Annotated in this window: 19 protein-coding genes; 16 read left to right on the top strand and 3 right to left on the bottom strand. The window is 61.3% G+C overall.

The genetic code is table 11. The features are described from left to right. Positions 1 to 69: 69 nt before the first annotated feature. The 7 genes from U5A67_RS12355 (at position 70) to U5A67_RS12325 (ending at position 8,451) form a co-directional block, all read left to right on the top strand. Complete coding sequence (locus U5A67_RS12355; RefSeq protein ID WP_205980979.1) at positions 70 to 1,287, top strand: porin; 1,218 nt, start codon at positions 70 to 72, stop codon at positions 1,285 to 1,287. Positions 1,288 to 1,347: 60 nt separating this feature from the next. Continuing rightward, on the top strand, positions 1,348 to 2,772 hold the full coding sequence (locus U5A67_RS12350) for a M20 family metallopeptidase (RefSeq protein ID WP_321814936.1): 1,425 nt from the start codon (positions 1,348 to 1,350) through the stop codon (positions 2,770 to 2,772). 89 nt (positions 2,773 to 2,861) lie between these two features. Continuing rightward, positions 2,862 to 3,809 carry a LysR family transcriptional regulator gene (locus U5A67_RS12345; protein WP_321814937.1) on the top strand — a complete coding sequence of 316 codons (948 nt, stop codon included), beginning with the start codon at positions 2,862 to 2,864 and terminating at the stop codon, positions 3,807 to 3,809. Positions 3,810 to 4,142: 333 nt separating this feature from the next. Continuing rightward, positions 4,143 to 4,745, top strand: coding sequence for a DUF1326 domain-containing protein (locus tag U5A67_RS12340; protein ID WP_205980976.1), 603 nt, complete (start codon positions 4,143 to 4,145; stop codon positions 4,743 to 4,745). A gap of 36 nt (positions 4,746 to 4,781) precedes the next feature. After that, positions 4,782 to 5,573, top strand: a complete 792-nt coding sequence (locus U5A67_RS12335; protein WP_321814938.1) for a DUF2182 domain-containing protein — start codon at positions 4,782 to 4,784, stop codon at positions 5,571 to 5,573. 37 nt (positions 5,574 to 5,610) lie between these two features. Next, positions 5,611 to 6,522, top strand: coding sequence for a DMT family transporter (locus U5A67_RS12330; protein WP_321814939.1), 912 nt, complete (start codon positions 5,611 to 5,613; stop codon positions 6,520 to 6,522). Positions 6,523 to 6,783: 261 nt separating this feature from the next. After that, positions 6,784 to 8,451: an alkaline phosphatase family protein gene (locus tag U5A67_RS12325; protein ID WP_321814940.1), complete on the top strand. Its 1,668-nt coding sequence runs from the start codon at positions 6,784 to 6,786 to the stop codon at positions 8,449 to 8,451. A 96-nt stretch (positions 8,452 to 8,547) separates the two neighbouring features. Here the strand turns inward: U5A67_RS12325 and U5A67_RS12320 are convergent, their stop codons facing one another. Then, positions 8,548 to 9,750, bottom strand: coding sequence for a hypothetical protein (locus U5A67_RS12320; RefSeq protein ID WP_321814941.1), 1,203 nt, complete (start codon positions 9,748 to 9,750; stop codon positions 8,548 to 8,550). 120 nt (positions 9,751 to 9,870) lie between these two features. Here U5A67_RS12320 and U5A67_RS12315 point away from each other — a divergent pair, with 120 nt between their 5' ends. From U5A67_RS12315 to dsdA, 5 genes are all read left to right on the top strand, one after another. Continuing rightward, entirely contained in the window at positions 9,871 to 10,926 is a 1,056-nt protein-coding gene (locus U5A67_RS12315; RefSeq protein ID WP_321814942.1) for a hypothetical protein, read from the top strand. Positions 10,927 to 11,116: 190 nt separating this feature from the next. Continuing rightward, complete coding sequence (locus tag U5A67_RS12310) at positions 11,117 to 12,352, top strand: MFS transporter (protein WP_205980971.1); 1,236 nt, start codon at positions 11,117 to 11,119, stop codon at positions 12,350 to 12,352. A gap of 61 nt (positions 12,353 to 12,413) precedes the next feature. After that, positions 12,414 to 13,328, top strand: a complete 915-nt coding sequence (locus U5A67_RS12305) for a LysR family transcriptional regulator (RefSeq protein ID WP_321814943.1) — start codon at positions 12,414 to 12,416, stop codon at positions 13,326 to 13,328. A 110-nt stretch (positions 13,329 to 13,438) separates the two neighbouring features. Beyond that, complete coding sequence (locus tag U5A67_RS12300; RefSeq protein WP_321814944.1) at positions 13,439 to 14,968, top strand: amidase; 1,530 nt, start codon at positions 13,439 to 13,441, stop codon at positions 14,966 to 14,968. Between the two features lie 7 nt (positions 14,969 to 14,975). Beyond that, a complete protein-coding gene (dsdA, locus tag U5A67_RS12295) occupies positions 14,976 to 16,331 on the top strand; it encodes a D-serine ammonia-lyase (RefSeq protein ID WP_321814945.1) in 1,356 nt (451 codons plus the stop codon). Here the strand turns inward: dsdA and U5A67_RS12290 are convergent. After that, the gene (locus U5A67_RS12290; protein ID WP_321814946.1) at positions 16,328 to 16,948 is read right to left on the bottom strand and encodes a hypothetical protein; all 621 of its coding nucleotides are present in this window, start codon (positions 16,946 to 16,948) and stop codon (positions 16,328 to 16,330) included. The genes dsdA and U5A67_RS12290 overlap by 4 nt on opposite strands. 119 nt (positions 16,949 to 17,067) lie before the next feature. Beyond that, positions 17,068 to 17,667, bottom strand: coding sequence for a LysE family translocator (locus U5A67_RS12285; protein WP_321814947.1), 600 nt, complete (start codon positions 17,665 to 17,667; stop codon positions 17,068 to 17,070). Between the two features lie 504 nt (positions 17,668 to 18,171). Here U5A67_RS12285 and U5A67_RS12280 point away from each other — a divergent pair. Genes U5A67_RS12280 through U5A67_RS12265 form a run of 4 tightly spaced genes read left to right on the top strand, consistent with a single transcriptional unit; the run spans position 18,172 to position 20,204 of the window. Beyond that, complete coding sequence (locus U5A67_RS12280; protein ID WP_321814948.1) at positions 18,172 to 18,897, top strand: beta-ketoacyl synthase chain length factor; 726 nt, start codon at positions 18,172 to 18,174, stop codon at positions 18,895 to 18,897. Then, positions 18,881 to 19,675, top strand: a complete 795-nt coding sequence (locus U5A67_RS12275; RefSeq protein ID WP_321814949.1) for a 1-acyl-sn-glycerol-3-phosphate acyltransferase — start codon at positions 18,881 to 18,883, stop codon at positions 19,673 to 19,675. The genes U5A67_RS12280 and U5A67_RS12275 overlap by 17 nt, the downstream gene beginning before the upstream one ends. After that, the gene (locus tag U5A67_RS12270) at positions 19,650 to 19,949 is read left to right on the top strand and encodes a phosphopantetheine-binding protein (RefSeq protein WP_321814950.1); all 300 of its coding nucleotides are present in this window, start codon (positions 19,650 to 19,652) and stop codon (positions 19,947 to 19,949) included. Before U5A67_RS12275 ends, U5A67_RS12270 begins: the two co-directional genes overlap by 26 nt. Positions 19,950 to 19,952: 3 nt before the next feature. Further along, positions 19,953 to 20,204 (top strand): acyl carrier protein, encoded by a 252-nt coding sequence (locus tag U5A67_RS12265; protein ID WP_321814951.1) that lies wholly within the window; start codon positions 19,953 to 19,955, stop codon positions 20,202 to 20,204. Positions 20,205 to 20,214 lie beyond the last annotated feature (10 nt).

Raw genomic sequence — 20,214 nt, 5'->3', positions numbered from 1 at the left:
GCGGGCGGCGTGACACCGCTCGTCCCGACATTCGAATTTTTAACGACCCCACGCCAGCGGAGCTTCCGAATGAAATGCACTTTGCGCGCGCTTGTTGCCGCGCTTTCCACGGGCACCTGCCTGCACGCACTCGCCGAAGTCTCGCCGGGTGCGCCTTCCGACGCTGCCTCCACCACAGCCAGCACGGCCGGATCGCAGATGCAATCGACTTTTGCGTTCTGGGGATCGGGACTCGGGCCGCAGACACTCGGCGTCGCGCCGCAACGCACTTTCGTGACGCTCTACGGCACCGTGGATGAAGGCCTCAACTACACGCGCGGCGGCTCGCAGGGCGTCGTGCGCGTGCAGTCGGGCGGGGCGCTGACGTCGAAATTCGGCCTCTACGGCCAGGAATATCTGGGCAATAACTGGAGCGCGTTATTCCGGCTTGAAAATGGTTTTATGGCGAACACGGGCACGACGCAGGATTCGACGTCGATGTTCAATCGCGCATCGTATGTGGGTATGCAGAATCCGTTCTATGGACAACTCACGTTTGGCCGCCAATACACCTCGGGCGGCGCGGCGGCATTGGGCGCCGACCCGTTTCTCGGCCCGGCGCACGAATCCGCCTATACGTATTTGCTGGCCACTTCCGATCTGGGCACCGGCGCGAACAGCGATGCACTCGGTCGTCTGCCGAACACGATTCGTTATATCTCGCCACGTGTCGGCCACTTCGGTATCGACCTGAGCTACTCGTTCAAGCAGGACCAGGAAGTGGGACCGGCCGTGCATCAGCGCTCGGCGATGGTCTCCTATTCCGGGCGTCGCGTGATTATTTCGGCGGCGTTCGGGCAGGGCTGGTGCGATCCGGGCATGTCGGGCGATTGCAGCAGCACGGCCAACGATGCGCCGGGCAAACGCACCGACACCTATCTCGCGAGCGTGATGTTCGATGTCGGGCCGTTTATCGCGCAGGGTGCGTACATCCGCTACGTGCCGCAGGCGCAAACGAGTGCGATTGCAAATCTTTATCTGCTGGGCGTGCAGAAGTGGTGGGGCGTCGATCTCGTGCGCGCTTCCGCTGCGATGCGCGATACGACGATTTCGGGCGACTACGCTTACGGCGGCACCGTCGGTATCGATCATTTTCTTTCGAAGCGCACTTCGCTTTACGGCCGCGTGGGCGTGATGCGAAACGGTCCGCATTCGAGCATCACTTACAACTACGACAGCGGCTCGCCATCCGCAGCACCGGGCCGCACGTTCTCGAGCATCACGCTGGGCATGACGCATACGTTCTGAAAAAGAACGCGTAGCACAACCAGGCATCAATAAATCAATCTTCACTATCAGGAGCGCACCATGTCGATTGAGCTTGTCGACGATTTCATCGAAAGCAGCAAGCAACGCTACGTCACGCTATCCGACGATATCTGGCAATACGCGGAACTTGGCTATCACGAGCAGCAATCGGCGGCCGCACACATTGCCTTGCTGAAAAGCGAGGGCTTTCGCGTGCGCGAAGGCGTGGCCGGCATTCCGACTGCGTTTGTCGCGGAAGCGGGCTCGGGCGGCCCGGTGATTGCCATTCTCGGCGAATTCGATGCGCTTTCCGGGCTGAGCCAGGAAAGCCTTGCGCTGTCGTGCTGCCCATCGAGCGAGATTGCCAATGGCAACGGTCATGGCTGCGGCCATCATCTGCTGGGCACGGCCGCGCATCTTGCGGCGGTTGCGGTCAAGGACGCGCTCGCGCGTGCCGGTATCGAAGGCACGGTGCGTTTCTATGGCTGTCCCGCGGAAGAAGGCGGCTGGGGCAAAACCTATATGACGCGCGCGGGGCTGTTCGACGATGTATCTGCCGCCATCACATGGCATCCCGGCGTGGCCAATTCGATCATGAATCTGGAAAGCCTGGCCGTCAAACAGGCGTATTTCCGCTTCAAGGGCGTGGCTGCTCATGCGGGCGCGTCGCCGCATCTCGGTCGCAGTGCGCTCGATGCGCTCGAACTCATGAATATCGGCACGAATTTCCTGCGCGAACATATGTTGCCCGACGCGCGCGTGCATTACGCGATCACGGATTCAGGCGGTATCGCGCCCAATGTCGTGCAGCCCAATGCGAGCGCGCTCTATATGATTCGCGCGCCGCGCAATCGCGACGTCAAGGAGCTTTACGAGCGCGTGTGCAACATCGCGCGCGGCGCTGCGTTGATGACCGATTGCCAGCTTGAAATCGAGGTGCATTCCGCGTGCTCGAACCTGCTGCGCAATCACACGCTCAATGAGTTGATGCAGGCGAAACTCGCGGAATTGGGCGCGCCGGCTTATACGCGCCAGGAACGCGATTTCGCCGATTCGATGCATCGCACCACGCGTCCCGACGAGATCGAAATGGCGGGCCGCATGCTGCAAGCCGCGTGGCGAGAGCCCAAAGCGCTATTCGACCGCATCGACTCGCTCGATAACGATCGTCCCTCGCAGATGCACGGATCGACCGATGTCGGCGATGTGAGCTGGGTGACGCCCACCGTGCAGTGCATGACCGCGTGCTTTGCATTCGGCACCTCGCCGCATTCATGGCAGTGGGTCGCGCAGGGCAAGAGCGCGATTGCGCACAAGGGCATGGTGCTGGCATCGAAAACCATGGCGGCGACGGCGCTCGAACTGTTCTCGAATCCGCTGCTGCTGGCGGCCGCGCGCACGGAACTGAGCGAGCGTCTCGCGACCGAGCCCTACGTGTGCCCGATTCCGCAAGGTGTCGAGCCGCCGTTGCCGCGTGCGGCCTGACGCGAACCGAAGCGAACTAAAGCAAACTGAGCGCAACGGCTTTATGGCTTGTTATGCTGCCCCGTAACCGATCATCGAGCGGGGTTTCCTTGAAGCTGCGACAACTCGAGGCGCTGCGCGCCATCGCCGAGGCGAAAAGCCTCCACGAAGCGGCGCGCCGCCTGTTCCTCACCCAGCCCGCGATCAGCCGGTCGATTCGCGAGCTGGAAATCGAACTGGGCCTGCCGCTGCTCACGCGTTCGGCGCGCGGCGCAAGCCTCACGCCGTTCGCGCATCAGGTGCTCAAGCGCAGCCAGGTCGTGCAGCGCGAAGTGGGCCGTATTCTCGAAGATGCCGCTGCCGCGCGCGGCGAACTGGCGGGACAGTTGCGGATCGCCGTGACGCCGCCCGCCTCGACGCGCGCGCTGGCCGATACGCTGCTGGAACTGGTGGCGGCGCGGCCCGGCGTGCGGCCCGAAGTCATCGAATGGCGTGCGGAAAATATCGCCGATGGTCTCGACGACGGCACGATCGACGTCGGCGTTTTCACGCAGTATCGCGAGCCGCGCACGACGGCGTTCGAATGGGTTCGGCTCTATGAACTCGATGTGGTGCTGTCGATTCCCGCGAGCTGGCGCGGCAAGCGCACCATGAACGTGACGGAGATTCATGCGCTGCCCTGGATCGTGCTCGATGCGCCTGAAGACGACGCGGGTTTTGTCGCCACGTTCTTCGGCCGCTATGGACTGCCGTTGCCGAAACAGACGCTGCGCTGCAGCTCGATGAATCTTTATCTGGATCTGGCGATGCGCATGGAAGCGGTCGCCGTGTGGACTTCGCTCGCGCGGCCTTATCTGGCTGAACGCGAACGCGCGGGGAGCGTGATTCTGCTCGACGTCGACGAACCCTTGCCGCGCTCCGGCGTGTATCTGGCGTATTCGAGCGAGGATCTGCTGACGGCCACGGCGCAGGATTTTATCCAGCGATTGAGCGGCAAACTGATGGCCGACGAGCGCTCGCGCGCGCCAGCAGGTCTTATCTACGACGAATTCGTCTGACCGTATTTGTCTGACCGTATTTGCCTGACTACTGGCCGCGCCCGGCTGTCACATTCTTCATGCGCGTTTTTCAAGGCGCGCCTTTTAAAACAAATTTGTGCGGGCGTCTGCAATCGCCTTGCATCCCCATTGCGGCTTTCTACAATATAAGGCGATACGCAATTTTTGCCTTGCCGCGCGCTCACGCCCGCTTCAGCGATTCAATCAGTTCTCCGTCTACATTTTCTCTTTTTGTCGCGCCATTTCCTTTTTCGACTGCTACCGGCCATTGGCTACGAGCGATGGGCTACCGGCGGCCGTCCGTCCTGTCGACAGTGCCCAACGGAGGCAACCATGAGCTATCACCTTGAAGGCCGTCTGCTGGAGGTTTGCAACTGTCGCGTGCTGTGTCCGTGCTGGATTGGCGAAGATCCCGATTTCGGAACCTGCCAGTCGATCGTGGCCTGGCATTTCGATCAGGGTGCGATCGAAGGCGTCGATGTCGCGGGCTGCACGCTGGCCGCCGTGTGCAATATTCCGGGCAACGTATTGCAGGGCAACTGGGCCGTCGCGATCTATCTCAACGACGATGCCACGAAGGAACAGGAAGACGCATTGCTCGAGGTCTACACGGGCAAGGCGGGCGGCCCGATTGCCGATCTCGCGAAGCTGATCGGCACGGTGGTGTCCGTCGAGCGCGCGCCGATCCAGTTCGATGTGGTGGGCGGCAAGGGCACGCTCAAGATCGGCCAGGATTATCACGCGGATCTGGAGCCCTACATGGGGCCCTCGGGTGCAAAGACGACCTTGTCGGATACGGTGTTTTCCACGGTTCCGGGTGCGCCGGTATTCGTCGGCAAGGCGCCGCTTTATCGTTCGAAGAATGCGGCGCTGGGCATCGATATGAGTCTGAAGGACCATAACGCATTGCAAAGCACGTTCCGTTTCGATTCTTGATGAGCGTGTGATTCGCGCGCATCGCGCGGGTCGACCATGCCCGGCACTGCGCGACATCGGCGCATTTTCGTGCCCGTGCTCGGCGCGATGGTGCTGCTCGCGTGGCTGACCTTGTGGCTCTGGGCGCGCAGTCCGTACGGACGTTATCTTGAGCATGGCGAGCCGCTTGCCGCCGGGCCCGCTGCCGCGCTATGCCGCGCCATTCCGGGCGGCTCGCCGGTCCTGCAAGCCGTGCTCTACGCGCTCTCGTGGACGCTGATGATCATGGCCATGATGCTGCCGACCACGCTGGCGCTGTTCAACGCGGTCGAGCGTATCGTCGCGGGGCGGCCTGACCGCTCGCGTGTGCTGTCGATGCTTTACCTCGGCTATATCGCGGCGTGGAGCGCCTTCGGGCTGCTGGCGCATGGATTGCACGCGCTGCTGTTGGAAGGCGTCGCGCGCGTCCCGGCGATGATCGGCAACGGCTGGGTGATCGGTGCAGTGACGCTCGCGTGTGCCGGTGCGTTTCAGTTCAGCCAACTTAAACATCGGTGTCTGGAGAAGTGCCGCATGCCGCTCGGTTTCGTGATCGGTCATTGGCATGGCGCAGCGCCTGGTCGCGAGGCGCTTTCGTTAGGCTGGCATCACGGGCTGTTTTGCGTCGGGTGCTGCTGGGCGTTGATGTTGCTGATGTTCGTGGTCGGCACCGGCAGTCTCGGCTGGATGCTGGTGCTCGCGTGCGTCATGGCGATCGAGAAGAACTTCGCCTGGGGACAGCGGCTTGGCGCACCGCTGGGAGCCGTGCTGCTGATCTGGGCGGCATGCATTGTCGCGAGCCATGCCTGACGCGTTTCTATTCACTCTTCGATGTCTGAGTGCGGATATGGACCCTCTTCAACCCGCCGCGCGCACCGCGTTGCTCACCAGCGTCACGATGGTGGCATTCGCTTCCAACTCGCTGTTGTGCCGGCTGGCTTTGCAGCACGGCAGCATCGACGCCGCCAGTTTTTCCAGTATCCGGCTGGTTTCCGGCGCAGTCATGCTGCTGATACTCGCGCGCACGAACGCGGCCCGCACGCCGCCCGCGAAAGGCGACTGGCTCGCCGCTGTCATGTTGTTTGGCTACGTGGCATTTTTCTCGTTTGCGTATGTGACGGTGAGCGCGAGCACGGGCGCTTTGATTCTGTTCGGCGCGGTGCAATTGACGATGTTCGCGGCCGGTCTGCATGCGGGCGAGCAGTTCGCGCCACCCGCGTGGCTGGGTCTCGCGCTCGCGCTTGCGGGTCTCATCTATCTGGTTTCGCCGGGCATTACCGCGCCCACTCCGGTGGGCGCCGCGCTGATGAGCGTGGCGGGCGTGTGCTGGGGCGTGTATTCGTTGCGCGGCCGTGGCGTGGCGAATCCGCTGGCGGCCACGGCGGCTAATTTCTTGCGCGCGGCGCCGTTGGCGCTGGTGCTGAGCCTGTTTTTACTGGGCCGTTCTCACGCCACGCCTGCCGGTATCGCGCTGGCGATCACTTCCGGCGCGGTGACATCGGGGATCGGTTACGTGATCTGGTATGCCGCGCTCAAAGGCCTCTCGGCCATGCGCGCCGCAACAGTGCAGCTTTCCGTACCGCCGATTGCCGCGTTTGGCGCGGTATTTCTGCTTTCGGAGGCGATCACGATGCGCCTCGTTTTGGCATCGGCGGCAATTCTTGGCGGCATTGCCATGGCGATGACGAGCCGCACGCAAAGCCAGCGCCCGGCACCGTTGCTCGATGAGCGTCAAAAACAGCCGCGCCGTAATGGATAGGACATGTAAAGCGGGATCGTTTAATAACGATTCAAATTCCAATTTAAATGATAAACGTTACTGTTCTGATTCAGGCTCAAAGTATTGCTTAACGGCCCGGATACAAACTGTTTCAATTACGCTAACCCGCGCTCCACGCGTCTTTCACGGAATCCTAAAAGGAAATCGAAAGTAACGCTTCACGGCATTTTCTTATTCGGCTCCTTATCTCCTCTGGGGCACATTCGTGCCTCACTCAGAATTCCAATCAAGAGGTGAAGAATGAGCGAATCGAGAAAGTGGTTTGGAGCCAGGGCGATTTTCGGTGCGAGCATGCTGGCATTCGCGAGCATGAGCGCGATAGCGCAGGATCAGGATGGCGATCGCCATCGGCAATACACGCATGTGTTGTTGATCAGCGTGGATGGCATGCACGAGGCCGATCTGGAAAACTACATCAGGTCGCATCCGCAATCCACGTTCGCAAAGCTCGTCAAACACGGTGTCGAATACACGCACGCCTCCACGTCCAGACCTTCGGATTCGTTTCCAGGGCTTCTGGCGTTCGCAACGGGCGGCAGTCCGCTCAGCCACGGCGTTTTTTATGACGATACTTACGACGCCACGCTTTATCCGCCGGGCAGCAATTGCACCGGCACGCCCGGTACGGAAGTCAGCAATTTTGAAGCCCTAGACTGGGATCTGAGCCAACTCGACGGCGGCTCGCCGCCCGCGGGCGCAACGTATGATCCGCGCAATCCGCACATTAATCCGGCGAAGCTGGCGCTGCGCAAAACGTCCAGCGGATGCGAACCGGTCTGGCCGCATCGATATATGAAGAACGGCACGAATACGATTTTCGAAGTCATTCATCAGGCGGGTCTGCGCACGGCCTGGTCGGACAAACATCCGGCTTACGAAATCATCAATGGACCTTCGGGTGTGGGGCTGGACGAACTCTATGCGCCCGAAATCAATTCGACTTCACTGCAGACCAATGGCTTTCCGGCTGCGCCCGCCGGCGACGACTGGACTTCCGATCCGCTCTATACGCGCACTTATGACGGCTTCAAGGTCAAGGTCGTGCTGAACTGGATTCACGGGCTCGATCAGACCGGCACGAAACAGGTAGGCGTGCCAGCCATCTTCGGCATGAACTTTCAGGCGGTGAGCGTGGCCCAGAAGGTCACGGTGGCGATGGAGGGCGCTTCCACGAACCGCGGCGGTTATCTGGATGCCGCCGCCACGCCGACACTGCCGGTCACGCAATCGCTCGATTATGTCGATGGCGCATTGGGGCAAATGTACGACGCGCTGAAAGCGAGCCATCTGCTGCATTCGACCTTGTTTATCGTCGGCGCCAAACACGGGCAGTCGCCAATCGACGTCAGCAAACTTCAGATGCTGAGCGGCTCGAAGAATACCTATGCGAAGGCCGACGTCAGCGATGTGGCCGATCTCTTGACCAATGGCGGCGTGCCGGTTGCGCAGGAAACAGCGGACGATGTCTCGCTCATCTGGCTCAAGAATCACGGCGATGCGGCCAAGGCGGTGTCGATCCTGAGCGCCGATCAGGCAGGCAGCAATACCACCCATATCCAGACGCTCTATCACGACGCAACCTTGAAAACGATCTGGGGCAATCCCGCCGGCGGGCGCGTGCCCGATCTCATCGTTCAACCGATACCGGGCACGATTTACAGCAAGAGCGCGGCCAAACTGGCGGAACACGGCGGCCTGGCGGCGGACGATACGAACACCTTGCTGGTGCTCTCCAATCCGCATCTGAAGAAGAATGTCGTCAATGCGCCGGTCACCAATATGCAGGTGGCGCCGACCATTCTCAGGGCGCTTGGGCTCGATCCGCGCAGGCTGGTGGCCGTTCAGCGCGAAGGGACGCAGACGCTGCCGGGACTCGAAACGTCGGGTGACGAAGATACCGACGATTAAACTGTGAAATGGAATTGATGCAATAGAAAAAGCGCCGACGGTAAGGTTCGATTTAAAACCGTCGGCGCTTTTTTCTTATGGCGTGTTGCTTGCTGTTTAACGCGCCATCAGATCCGCGCCTTTGCAACCCGGATCGGGTTTCTCGCCGAGCGAAAGCATCGTGAAGCCATTACGTTCCTGGCGCACGACGCCATATTGCGTATCGGCTTCGCCGGGCTTCTTTGTCTGCAAGCCGATCTCCACCTGATAGCGGTCTTTGCCGCTGGCACACGCACGCACGGGGCCATAGTTGAGCAACTTGCTGTGGTCCTTGATGCTGGCCATCAGCGATTGGCGCGCCGCCAGTAGCGCGTCCGCAGCGTGCGGGTCGCTCCAGTTGCGTGCGCTGGCGTCATCCACGGTCAGCCATGCGTCGACGAAATCGCGCCCGTTGATGGCGGCCGGTTGAATGCGCTCGACCGTATCGCCCTTGACGCGGTAACGATAAACCGCCTTGCGCGTAATGAGTTCGGCGTCGAGCGGCGAGATGCTGGTGCGCAGTTCGAAACCATCCGGGCGAGCCTTCAGCGTCAGTCCGCCGCCGGTGACGTCCAGATCTTCGGCATAGGCATGATCGAGATGAAAGAGGCTGCGCTGCGCCTGCTTGTCGTCCGCGGGCGCGAGTACATCCAGGCCGAAGTTATGCCAGCGCGACGAACACCACGGCCCGCCATGCGCCACCGCAATTTGCCCGCCGGGCAGCACGGCGTACTGGAACGTATCGCCGAAAGCGCCCGAAATGCTGTCGTAATTGTCGCTCTGCCAACGCAGCACGCGACGCCATGTAGCGCCGTCCCATGCGTACGCAACGAGCAGATTGTCGTCGCCGCACGGAATGCCGAAGCCCGCACGTACGAGCATGAGCGGCTTGCTAGCCGCATTGCGCGTGACGCTCACATTGATCGCGCCGCCGATTGTGCCGCTGCTATCGGCGGCAGGCGGTGTTTTCACTACGCCGAACGACGCTTCTAACGCGCGCTGCAAGGCGTCGGGTTCCGCGTGCGCATCGCTGCACGAGAGGCGCGCGTCGATAGCATTGACGAGCGCATCCTTGAACGCCCGCATTTCGGTGCGCTGCTGCGCCGATACCGATTCGCCGTCCGGGTCCGATTTGTCAGCCGGGGCGTTCTGCAGCCGATGCTGTGCTTCGATTGCGAGGCGGCCAGCCGCTTCCGCATCGACGCAACTGGTGGACGCCCAGGCGAAGGAGGGCGCGGCAATCAGCGCAAGCAGCGCAGCCCGCAGCGAAATCCATCTCATCCCTGCATATAACGAATGCGTTTTTGAATTCATATCGACTCGAAGTGAAAGGATGCGCGAGCGGGCGCTGATTTTAAAAACGGCGGCTATTTTATGCCAATGCGGCGTACCAGGTCGTTTTTGCGTCATCAATTCATTCATGACGCATCGGAGTCACGCGTTTTCTACATCATAATGATGGCCCGTTTGGTGGTCCATTTAACTTGCTCATTCCCGATGAAACGTCGCGCATCGTTGTACCATTCCCGCCGGTTGATCGCTGGCCTTGCCACGTGCCTTAGCCTTGCGCACGGCCCGCTCGCGCAGGCCGACGAAACCGTGCACTCGATCGACGGCGTGCGCGGTGCGTTACATTCGAGCGATACCCGCCAGATGTTCGACGCGTCGATGAGCGGCAAGCAGAACGACGGGTTCGGCACGAGGCTGCCGGCCGGTTTTACGACGGCGTTTCTGGTCGCACAGATGGCGCCGGGGGAAGAAGCAGGTAGCGTTGTGATGGCGGGCGCGAAGCCTTGGCCGCTGCGCCCGCATAGCTACGTCGCGATGCTTTGCCTCGCCGATAATCCCGCCGATGCCGCCGAGGCCCGAAAGTATGGCGCACCTCCATGCGATATTTTGGGCGATGACGCCAGGGACGCGCGGCGTGTCTGGTTCGGCGTTTTTGAAAGTACGGAGGCGGGCGCACCGCGACTGGTGGCGCGCACCGAATCGCCGGTCGCAACACCGACCGACTGGAACGACACGAATATCGAACTGCCCGATAGCCTTGAAGAAGGCGCTGCGGGAAGCGACATGAAGGCCATGCCCACAAGCTGGTCGCGTTTCGATCTCGCCGCTTATCAACTGCGCACGGGCGAATACGCATTCGGTGTGCGTGCCGGCTGGAGCGTGGGTTACGCGGGCGGCGGAGCCGATTTCGAAGCGCTCTATCTTTTCGCCATCGACGGAAACACACTGCATGTCGTCTTCGCGCAGCCAATGGCCTTCGACAAGATGATCGCTGGCGACTGGCACAAGGACGGCACGCGCAGCCACGACGTCGACGACGGAGCCAATGCGCTGACCGTGCTTCCTTCGACAACGGCGGGCTATCACGATCTCCAGCTGCGGGAGAAAGCGGGCGGCAAATGGCGTCGCACCTTTAAATGGTCGAGCGCGGACCATCGCTATCAATAAGCCGGCGGCCAGGGCAAAGCCGAGAGGAGGGCCGCAAGCCTTTCCGATGAGTTTTCGCGAACGCAGGCATCGGAATATGTCACTTGTCGCCCCAATTGTGGCTACTTAGGATCAATCCGACTAGTCGCGGTGGGAGCGCTCGGCACAGCCGACGCGGGCCCGGTCTTCACTCTCTCGTCGGATGCCCAGCATGATCGACCCCAATAAAAGCAGACGCGCCAGCCTCGCGGTATTCGCGCTGCTCTATCTCGGCTACTGCATTTCGTATATCGATCGCTCGGCGATTGCCTTGTCGCTGGTGGCGATCGGCAAGGAGTTTCACGTAGGCTCGGCGGCGCTCGGCGTGGTCATGAGCACCTTTTACATCAGCTACGCCGCCATGCAGATTCCCGGCGGCTGGATTGCCGACCGTTGGGGCAGCAAGAAAGTCATTGTCGTTTCGGTGGCGTTCTGGTCCGTGTTCACGCTGATGACCGGCCTCGCGTGGTCGCTCGCCTCGCTGATCGCGATCCGCTTTATCTTCGGTCTGGGCGAAGGCGGCTATCCTGGCGCTGCGGTCAAGGGCGTGACGGAATCCTGCGCGCGCGCCGATCGTCCGAAGATGTCCGCGTTGTTGATGTCGTCGAATTACGTGGGGAGTTTTATTGCGCCGCTCGCCATTGCGCCCCTCATTTTGCTGCTGGGCTGGCGTCATGCGTTTGTCGTGGCGGGCTGCGCCGGTCTGGTGTTCGCGCTTTTTTATCTGTTCGCGGTAAAAGATACGCATCAGAAACGCGATTCGACGGGCCGCACCGCGCGCATCGACGGCGCCGCCACGCGTGCGCTCCTCAAAATGCCGCTGATGTGGAAGATTTTGCTGACCTGGTTCGGCATGGGCATCGTCAACAAGGGACTCGATGCCTGGATGCCCGCCTATCTGCTGACCGAGCGCCATCTCGATCTCAAGGCGGTCGGTATGCTCACGCCCTTGCCATTCGTGGCGGCGAGTATTTCGACGGCGCTGGGCGGCTGGATTCTCACGCGCTGGTTCGATGGCCGCGAGAAGTGGTTGATGGCGGCCTGCTGCGCGATTTCAGGCTTCTTTCTCTATGAGATGTATACGGCTGAAACGGTGACGGGCGTGATTGCGTTTCAATCGATCGTCTACTTCTTCAAGTCGTTCGTGTTTGCAGGCGTATTCGCGCTGCCGGCTAAATTCCTGCCGCAAAAACTCATTGGCACGGGCGCGGGTATGGTGAATTTCGGCGGACAGGTCGCGGGATTCGTTGCGCCCGCGGTGATTGGCCTGCTGGTCTCCGTTACCGGCAACTACAACGCCGTATTTGGTTTCCTGATCGTGGCGACGGCGTTTGCGCTCGTGACCAGTCTGTCGATCCGCCTCTCGCCCGAAGCCGATGCACGACTGGGCGCGCCCGGCGAGGCCTGAGCGCATTGGCGGACAATGAGGCGCTATGATGGAGCATTCCGCGTATTCCCATCGATCCATCATGAGCGCCCGTATTCTTCAGGAAGCCGCTGTTCGCTACTTCCTCGAAGTGGTCAACACCGGTTCCGTTGCCGATGCCGCCAGCCGGCTCAATGTCGTGCCGTCGGCGGTCAGCCGCCAGATTGCGCGGCTCGAAAGCGAACTCGGTACGCCGCTTTTCGTGCGTCAATCGCGCGGCATGGTGCCGAGCAAGGCGGGTGAAATGCTCGCCGCCTACGCGCGCCGCTCGCAACTGGACGCCGAACAGATTTCCCTTGAAATCGACGCCTTGCGCGGCGAAGCGGAACGCACGATCCGTATTGCCTGCACAGAAGGTTTCTCGGCCGCATTTTTGCCGCGTGCAATGGCGGAGTTTCGCCGCACGGTTGCGCCCGCTTCGTTTGAAGTCGTGCTCGATACGGCGGCAGGCGTCACGCAGCGCGTGCGCGAAGCCGAATGTGATATTGGCCTCACATTCAGTTTCGGGCCGGAAAAAGATATTCACGTGGCGTTTGCCGCGCCTTCGCCGATCTTCGCAATCGTGGCGGCCTCGCATCCGCTTGCGCAATCGGCGCAGGTGTCGTTTCGGGAATTGCTGGCTTATCCGCTTGCCTTGCCGGGCGTTCAATCCACATTGCACAAGCTGATCGATATCTATTGCAGCCGCGAAGGCGTGGCGTGCAAAAGCGTGCTGAGCAGCGCCACGCTAGAAACGCTGCTGGGTTTTACGCTTGCCAGCGACGCCGTCACTTTCAGCGGCGAACTGTTCGTGCGCCCGCGTCTCGCGAGCGGGGAACTGGTGGCGTTGCCCGTGCCGGAACTGACTGCGAGCGAGCGCACGGTGGAAATACAGACGCTTGCGCGGCGCGCATTGCCGCCCTTGCTGCAAGCGTTTATCGAACGTTTGAGCGGCGAACTATCGTCGCATGTCGATTGAAAAAAGCAGTGAGCAAAAGTGAATTGACCTTTCGATAAACATCACTGGCGGTGGTATTGGTCGTCGTCTACATTGGGCGAACTCCTGCTTGCCGCTAAATGGACTGTCCGATGAACGATCGCCACGAACTCACCCGTCATAGCGCTGTCGCGCTGCGCACGCTGTTGCAGACGCGCGAAATCTCCGCCGTTGAATTGCTCGAAGCCTGTATCGCGCGAATCGAAACGCTCAATCCTTATGTGAACGCCATTACGGCCACGAGTTTCGAGCGCGCGCGCATCGAAGCCCGCGCAGCCGATGCGGCACTCGCGCGTGGCGAATCCGTCGGCGCCTTGCACGGTTTGCCGATCGGTATCAAGGATCTCGAAGAGACCGAAGGCCTTCTCACAACGTACGGCTCGCCGATCTATCGCGCCAACGTGCCGGCGCAGGACAACACGCTGGTGCGCCGTCTGCGTGCAGCCGGGGCGATCGTCGTCGGCAAGACCAACGTGCCGGAAATGGGTGCGGGCGCAAACAGTTTCAATCCGGTCTGGGGCGCGACGGGTAATCCCTTCGATCCGCGCCTGAATGCGGGCGGCTCCTCGGGCGGTTCGGCCGCGGCGCTCGCGCTCGATCTGGTGCCGCTCGCCAGCGGCTCCGACACGGGCGGCTCGCTGCGCATTCCTGCTGCGAAATGCGGCGTCGTCGGTCTGCGCACCTCGCCGGGACTCGTGCCGAGCGATCGCAAACCGGTCGGCTGGACGCCGATTGCGGTCGTGGGCCCGATGGGCCGCAATGTCGAGGATACCTGGCTGCAACTCGCGGCGACAGTCGGCCAGTCGGGCAGCGATCCGCTCGGCTATCCGTTTGCCATGAATCCGACCATGGAGGGCCGCGCGCTCACGGATGTATCGAAACTGCGTATCGGTTACACGGAAGATTTCGGCGTGTGCGAAGTCGATAACGATATTCGCGCCGTGTTTCGCCGCAAGATCGAATACCTGCGCCGCGAGGTGGCGGTATGCGAGCCAATCGACGTGGATTTCGACGGCGCGCATCGCTGCTTCGACGTGCTGCGCGCCGAAGCCTTTGTCGCGGGCCTGCAAAAAGCCTATGAAGCCGACCCGGATTCGCTCGGGCCCAATCCGCGCGCGAACTATGAAATGGGTATCAACCTCGGACTCGCGGATTGCGTGCGCGCGCATGGCGATCAGACGCGCCTGTTCCGCCGTTTCCAGACGCTATTCGATCGCTACGATGTGATTCTTTCGCCCACCACGCCGGTTTCGCCGTTCCCGTGGGTGCAGCCGTATCTGAAATCGGTGAATGGCGTCGAGTTGGAGAATTACTATCGCTGGCTCTCGCTCACTTATGTGGTGACGCTCGCGACCAATCCGGCCTTGTCGCTGCCGTGCGGTGTCGATCATCGCGGCATGCCATTCGGCTTGCAGATGATTGGCGCATTTCGCGGCGATCTCGCGCTGCTCGATGCCGCGCGTGCCTTTGAAACGCTGTTCGAAACTTCCGAAGAAACGCGACGTCCTATTCCCGACGCCGCGAAACTGCGCGCATCGAAAGTGGACCTGAAGTCCATCGTCACGCATCCGCCCGTGCTCGATGCTGTCGCGTCTTCCCATAACTCCGCCTCCGCTGTCTGAATTCAAAATGATCGAATCGATTTACGGCAAGCTGCTCGACACCTGGCTGGACGAATACCCGCTCCTGCGCGAACTCATGGCGCTCGAACCCGTCGAGTGGTTCAATCCGGCCGTCGCGCCGCTCGTTGAAGCGATTCACGATATTCCGCTCGACGCCGCCCATATCGCCGACGCGAGCGCGCGTCTGCAGCGATTCGCGCCGTTCCTCGCCGAGGCTTTCGACGATGTGCGCGCGGCGGGCGGCATCATCGAATCGCCGTTGACGGAAGTGCCCGCATTTGCGCAGGCACTGAGCCAGCGCTACGACGTCGAAACGCCTGCACGCCTGCTGCTGAAACAGGACAGCCATCTGCCGATTTCCGGTTCGATCAAGGCGCGCGGCGGTATTTACGAAGTGCTCTTTCACGCCGAGCAACTCGCTATCCGTCACGGCCTGCTCAAAGAAGACGACGATTACCGCGTGCTCGCGGGCGACGCATGCCGTGCGCTGTTTCGCCAGCACAGTATCGCGGTGGGGTCGACGGGTAATCTGGGTATGTCGATCGGCATTGCCAGCGCAACGCTGGGCTTCGCGACGACCGTGCATATGTCCGCCGATGCGCGGCAGTGGAAAAAGGACCGTTTGCGCGCGCATGGCGTCACGGTGGTGGAATACGCGGGCGATTATGGCGAGGCAATCGAAAGCGGGCGGCGTCTCGCGGAAAACGATCCGATGTGCCATTTCGTCGACGACGAAAACTCGACGACGCTGTTCCTCGGTTATGCCGTCGCGGGCGAGCGTTTGAAGCGTCAGCTCGACGCCGCGAACGTGCGCGTGGATGCGGCGCATCCGCTCTTTGTATATCTGCCGTGCGGTGTCGGCGGCGGTCCTGGCGGCGTGGCGTTCGGTCTGAAACTCGCGTTCGGCGATGCCGTGCATTGCGTCTTTGCGGAACCGACGCATTCTCCCTGTATGTTGATGGGCGTGCTCACCGGGCTGCACGAAGCGCTTGCCGTGCAGGACTTTGGCATCGACAACGTGACGGCCGCCGACGGTCTTGCGGTGGGGCGTCCGTCCGGTTTCGTGGGCCGCGCGATGCAGCGCATGATCGACGGCTATTACACGGTCGATGACCGCGAACTCTATGCGCTGCTCGCGCTGATGGCGCAAACGCAGGATATTCGTCTGGAGCCGTCTGCGCTGGCGGGCGCGCCGGGTTTCGCGCGCGTTTCGAAGGCGCCGCAGGACTATCGCGCGCGCATGCAACTCGACAATGCGGCCATGCACAATGCCACGCATGTGATCTGGGCGACGGGCGGCGGCATGGTGCCGCCCGCGGAAATGAACGCGTATCTCGAGACGGGGCGCCAGGCGCTGGCCTAGAAAATGCGCTCGGGTTTGGTGGGCTTGACCGCTTCCAGCAGCGGTTTGCCGGTAGCGATCTCGCTGCCAACCCGCACAATCACGGCAGGCACGGCGATGATCGCGTGAATCACCATCGCGATCGCGAGATACACACCAAACTCCAGCCGCCGCAGCATACCGAGAGCACGGCCTTCCTTGTCGCCGAGGAAGGCCGCCTGCAACGACGCCACGTTTTTCCATTGCGCACGGTCGATTTCATCGCGCGTCGTGCGGCGATAGAGATTGCGGCTACGGCAACCCAGTGAAAATGCCCGCCACATTCTCCGTGGCTGCAAAATCCATCCTGTCGACAAGGCAATCAGATTCATGATGCCGAGTATCGGCGACGCCAGCATCGATCCAGTGCCCAGTTCCCACGCGCTGACTTCTCCTTCGCCAATTCGCCCCACGCTGTAACCCGTGATCATGTGGTGCAGATCGTGATATTTCAGGTAGCGATGCCGGGTTTCGATATTCGGCAATGGCACCAGCAGGCAACCGGTAAATACCGGCACTGTGCGCGGATGCGGGCCTTTCGAGGACGGCGCAAAACCGCAGCGTCGATAAAACTCGTCGAGTTCTTCCTGTAGCGTCATGGTCTCTATTCGATAAGCGTCGCGCTGATATTCATTTTAAATAGCGCGTGATTTGCGCGTCATTGGCGTGTTTTGCGCGCGTTCATGCTTATACACCACACCGCTGGGATAGCGGTCCACTAACGCGCAAGCGTCCAGATCAGCGAACCGGAAAAGAGCGCGACCACGATCGACGCGCATCGCTGGATCATGGCGGGGCGCACACGCGGCAGCCGACCTTCGCGCGGCGCGGCGCCAATTGCGATCCAGATGCAGCCGATGGGAATCAGCAGCAGCGCGAAGATCGCCATGGCTTCCAGCCATGTTTCGAATGTCGTGAATGCTCCGGGCGGAAAAATCGATCCTGCAAACAGAATGGCTTTGGGATTGAGCACGGTTGCGCTGAACAGCGTGCGCGCGCCAATAACCCTGGCTGCGGACGTTTCGATCGAATTAGCCGTGAGCCACAGGCGGATGGCGAGCCATGCAAGGTAGAGCGCGCTGGCGAGGCGCAAGGTCCTGGGCAGCCATGCCAGCGACTGTGACGCGTGTGTGAAGCAGAGACCCCACAACGAAATCGATACCAGATAGCCCGCCAGTTCCGCGACGCTCAGATGAGCGGAACGCCGGAATCCCTGACCGAGGCCGGCGGCGGCGAGCAGGGTGTTGGTCGGTCCTGGCATGAGCAGCACGATCGCGCTGCCCGACGCCATCAGCGCGGCGGTGGAAAAGGAGAGCATGAGAGGATAAGTGGGGTCAAACAAAAACCGGACAGGAATCAAAGAGCATTCAGACTGGATCGGTGCGCCATCACAGCCGTCGGGCGACATTTTAAGGCTTTCGCACCCGCGGCCGCATTCAGTCATATTCAGCGGAATTCAGGCGGAGCGGCACATCTCATTAACGCGCGAGTGCGTTGAACATGAACGTTGCAATCACAACGTTATCGATTTGTCTATCTAGATTCACCCCAGGTTATACGTATGCGATATGAATCGATAAAGCGGCAAGTGTCACACTCCTGAGAATTCTTTCGGAACTTTAAATCATTGATTTAAAAGTGAGTTATTGATGCTAGTCAGATGATTCTAATTTATTTCGGCGTTATCCCTAAATAAAGCGCATTGCATGCCGTTAAAGTAGGCGCGAGAACTCGAGCCTGGAATTGAATGGGCCGGGAATAATAGACCAACACCGTTCGGGGCGCGGCGCATGCACAGTGAGCCGCCGACCTTCACTCTGCCATGCCCGATTTATCCTGGACCTTGCCCGTCGCGCGTTGGTCCTTCTGGTCTTCTGCTGCGCAAAGCCAGCCTGACGTCGCCTTTGTCGATCCGATGATGCGCCGCCGGCTGAGTTCGCTCTCGCGGATGGCGTTGAAGGTCGCGGGCGATTGCGTCGATGCACAGACCCACGCGCGCGTGGTGTTCGCGTCGAGGCATGGCGAACTGCGCCGCACGACCGAGATCCTGCGCGACATCGAAGCGGGCAAACCGGTTTCGCCGAACGCATTTAGCCTTTCGGTACTCAATGCGATGTCGGGTCTGTTCGGTATCGCGCGGCGCGATCGCTCGGCGGCAACGGCCTTGTCGGCGGGGGCGCAAACGCTCGGCTATGCGCTGCTGGAAGCGCACGCGCAGCGCACGGACGATGCCGGCTCGCCAGTGCTGGTGATCTACACCGACGAGCCCGCCGACGCGTGCTACGGCGCCATCGAACAGGAAGTGCAGGGCGGCGCATTCGCCTTGCTGCTGGATACGGACGACACCGCACAAGGCCTGCTCACCTGTACGGTCGCGCCGTCCGCCCGCGGCGAAGCGCCCCCGGCAAGCATCGCGCAAGTCCATCAAGTCCATCAATTCGCCACCCAAAGCGAAGCGCTTCATCACTGCCTGAGCACCGGCGAATGCGCGGCATGGGACGGCGGCGGCAACCGTTGGCAATGGAGCTGGCATGCCGTCACGCCTTGATTACGCCTGGCGTCTTTTCGCCACGGCGTTCAGCTTCGTGGTGTTCGGCGTGTGCGGGTTGCTGTTTTCGCTGATCGCGTTTCCGCTCGCGTCGATCTGGCCGCATCGCGCGTCGCGCCAGCGCGCCGTCACGACCATCATCCACTGGTTTTTCCGCGCGCTGGTGGCCGCCTTGCAGCGTGCGGGCGTGATGGAACTCGATCTGGCCGGTGTCGCCGCGCTGCGCTCGGGCACGCCCGCCATTGTGGTCGCGAACCATCCCACCTATCTCGATGTGGTGGTGTTGCTCTCGCTCACGCCTTCGGCCTGCTGCGTGGTGAAGAACGCGCACTGGAGCAATCCCTGCCTGTGGGGCATCGTGCGGGCGGCCCAGTACGTGAGTAACGCCGATCCCGCCGGCTTCGTGGAAGACTGCGCGCGCCAGCTTCAGAACGGCTACACCATGATCATCTTCCCGGAAGGCTCGCGCAGCCCGGCGCCCAATCGGCTGCATGCTTTCTCGCGTGGTTTTGCGCACACCGCGCTCGAAGCCGGCGTGCCCATTCAGCCTTTGCTCATGCATTGCGACCCGCCTGCTTTCACCAAGCAGATGCGCTGGTATCACGTGCCGGAGCGTGCGTTTCGCATCACCGTGAACGTGCTGGCGCCTATCGGCGTCGAGCAGCTTGCGCCGCGCGAAATGCCGCCAGCACTCGCCGCCCGCAATGTCACACGCGCCGTCGAGGCGCATATCACCCAGTACCTGTTCGACTATGGATTCTTTAAAACTGGAAATTAAGCAGCTCCTGATCGAGGCGCTCGATCTGGAGCATCTCACGCCCGCCGATATCGACGACGACGCAGCACTGTTCGATACCGACGGCGTGGGCCTCGATTCGATCGACGCACTGGAGATCGGAATCGTGCTGCGCCAACACTATCAACTGACGATCGCCGCCGACGATGAAAACGTGCGTGGCCATTTTCGTTCGATCAACACGCTCGCCGCGCTCGTTGCAGGTCATCGCAACGACAGCGAAGCGCTGGAAGCAACTGCAGGCAAGGGGGACTGAAACATGAACGACGTAGAAATTCTCGAGCGTATCCGCGAGATCTTTCAGGAAAACTTCGATATCGAGCCGTCGCGCGTCACGCCCGATGCGCATCTGTTCGAAGAACTCGATCTGGACAGCATCGACGCCGTCGATCTCGCCATCAAGCTCCAGGAGATGACGGGCCGCCGCATCAAGCCGGAAGAGTTCAAGTCGGTGCGCACGGTGGGCGACGTGATCGCCGCGGTGGAGTCGCTGCTCGCGACCCAGGCCTGAAGGATTTCGT

Source organism: Paraburkholderia sp. J69-1 (genome assembly GCF_905220255.1).
Lineage (GTDB): Bacteria > Pseudomonadota > Gammaproteobacteria > Burkholderiales > Burkholderiaceae > Paraburkholderia.
Note: the sequence above shows the minus strand (reverse complement) of the source record. Positions and strands in the feature narration are given on the sequence as shown.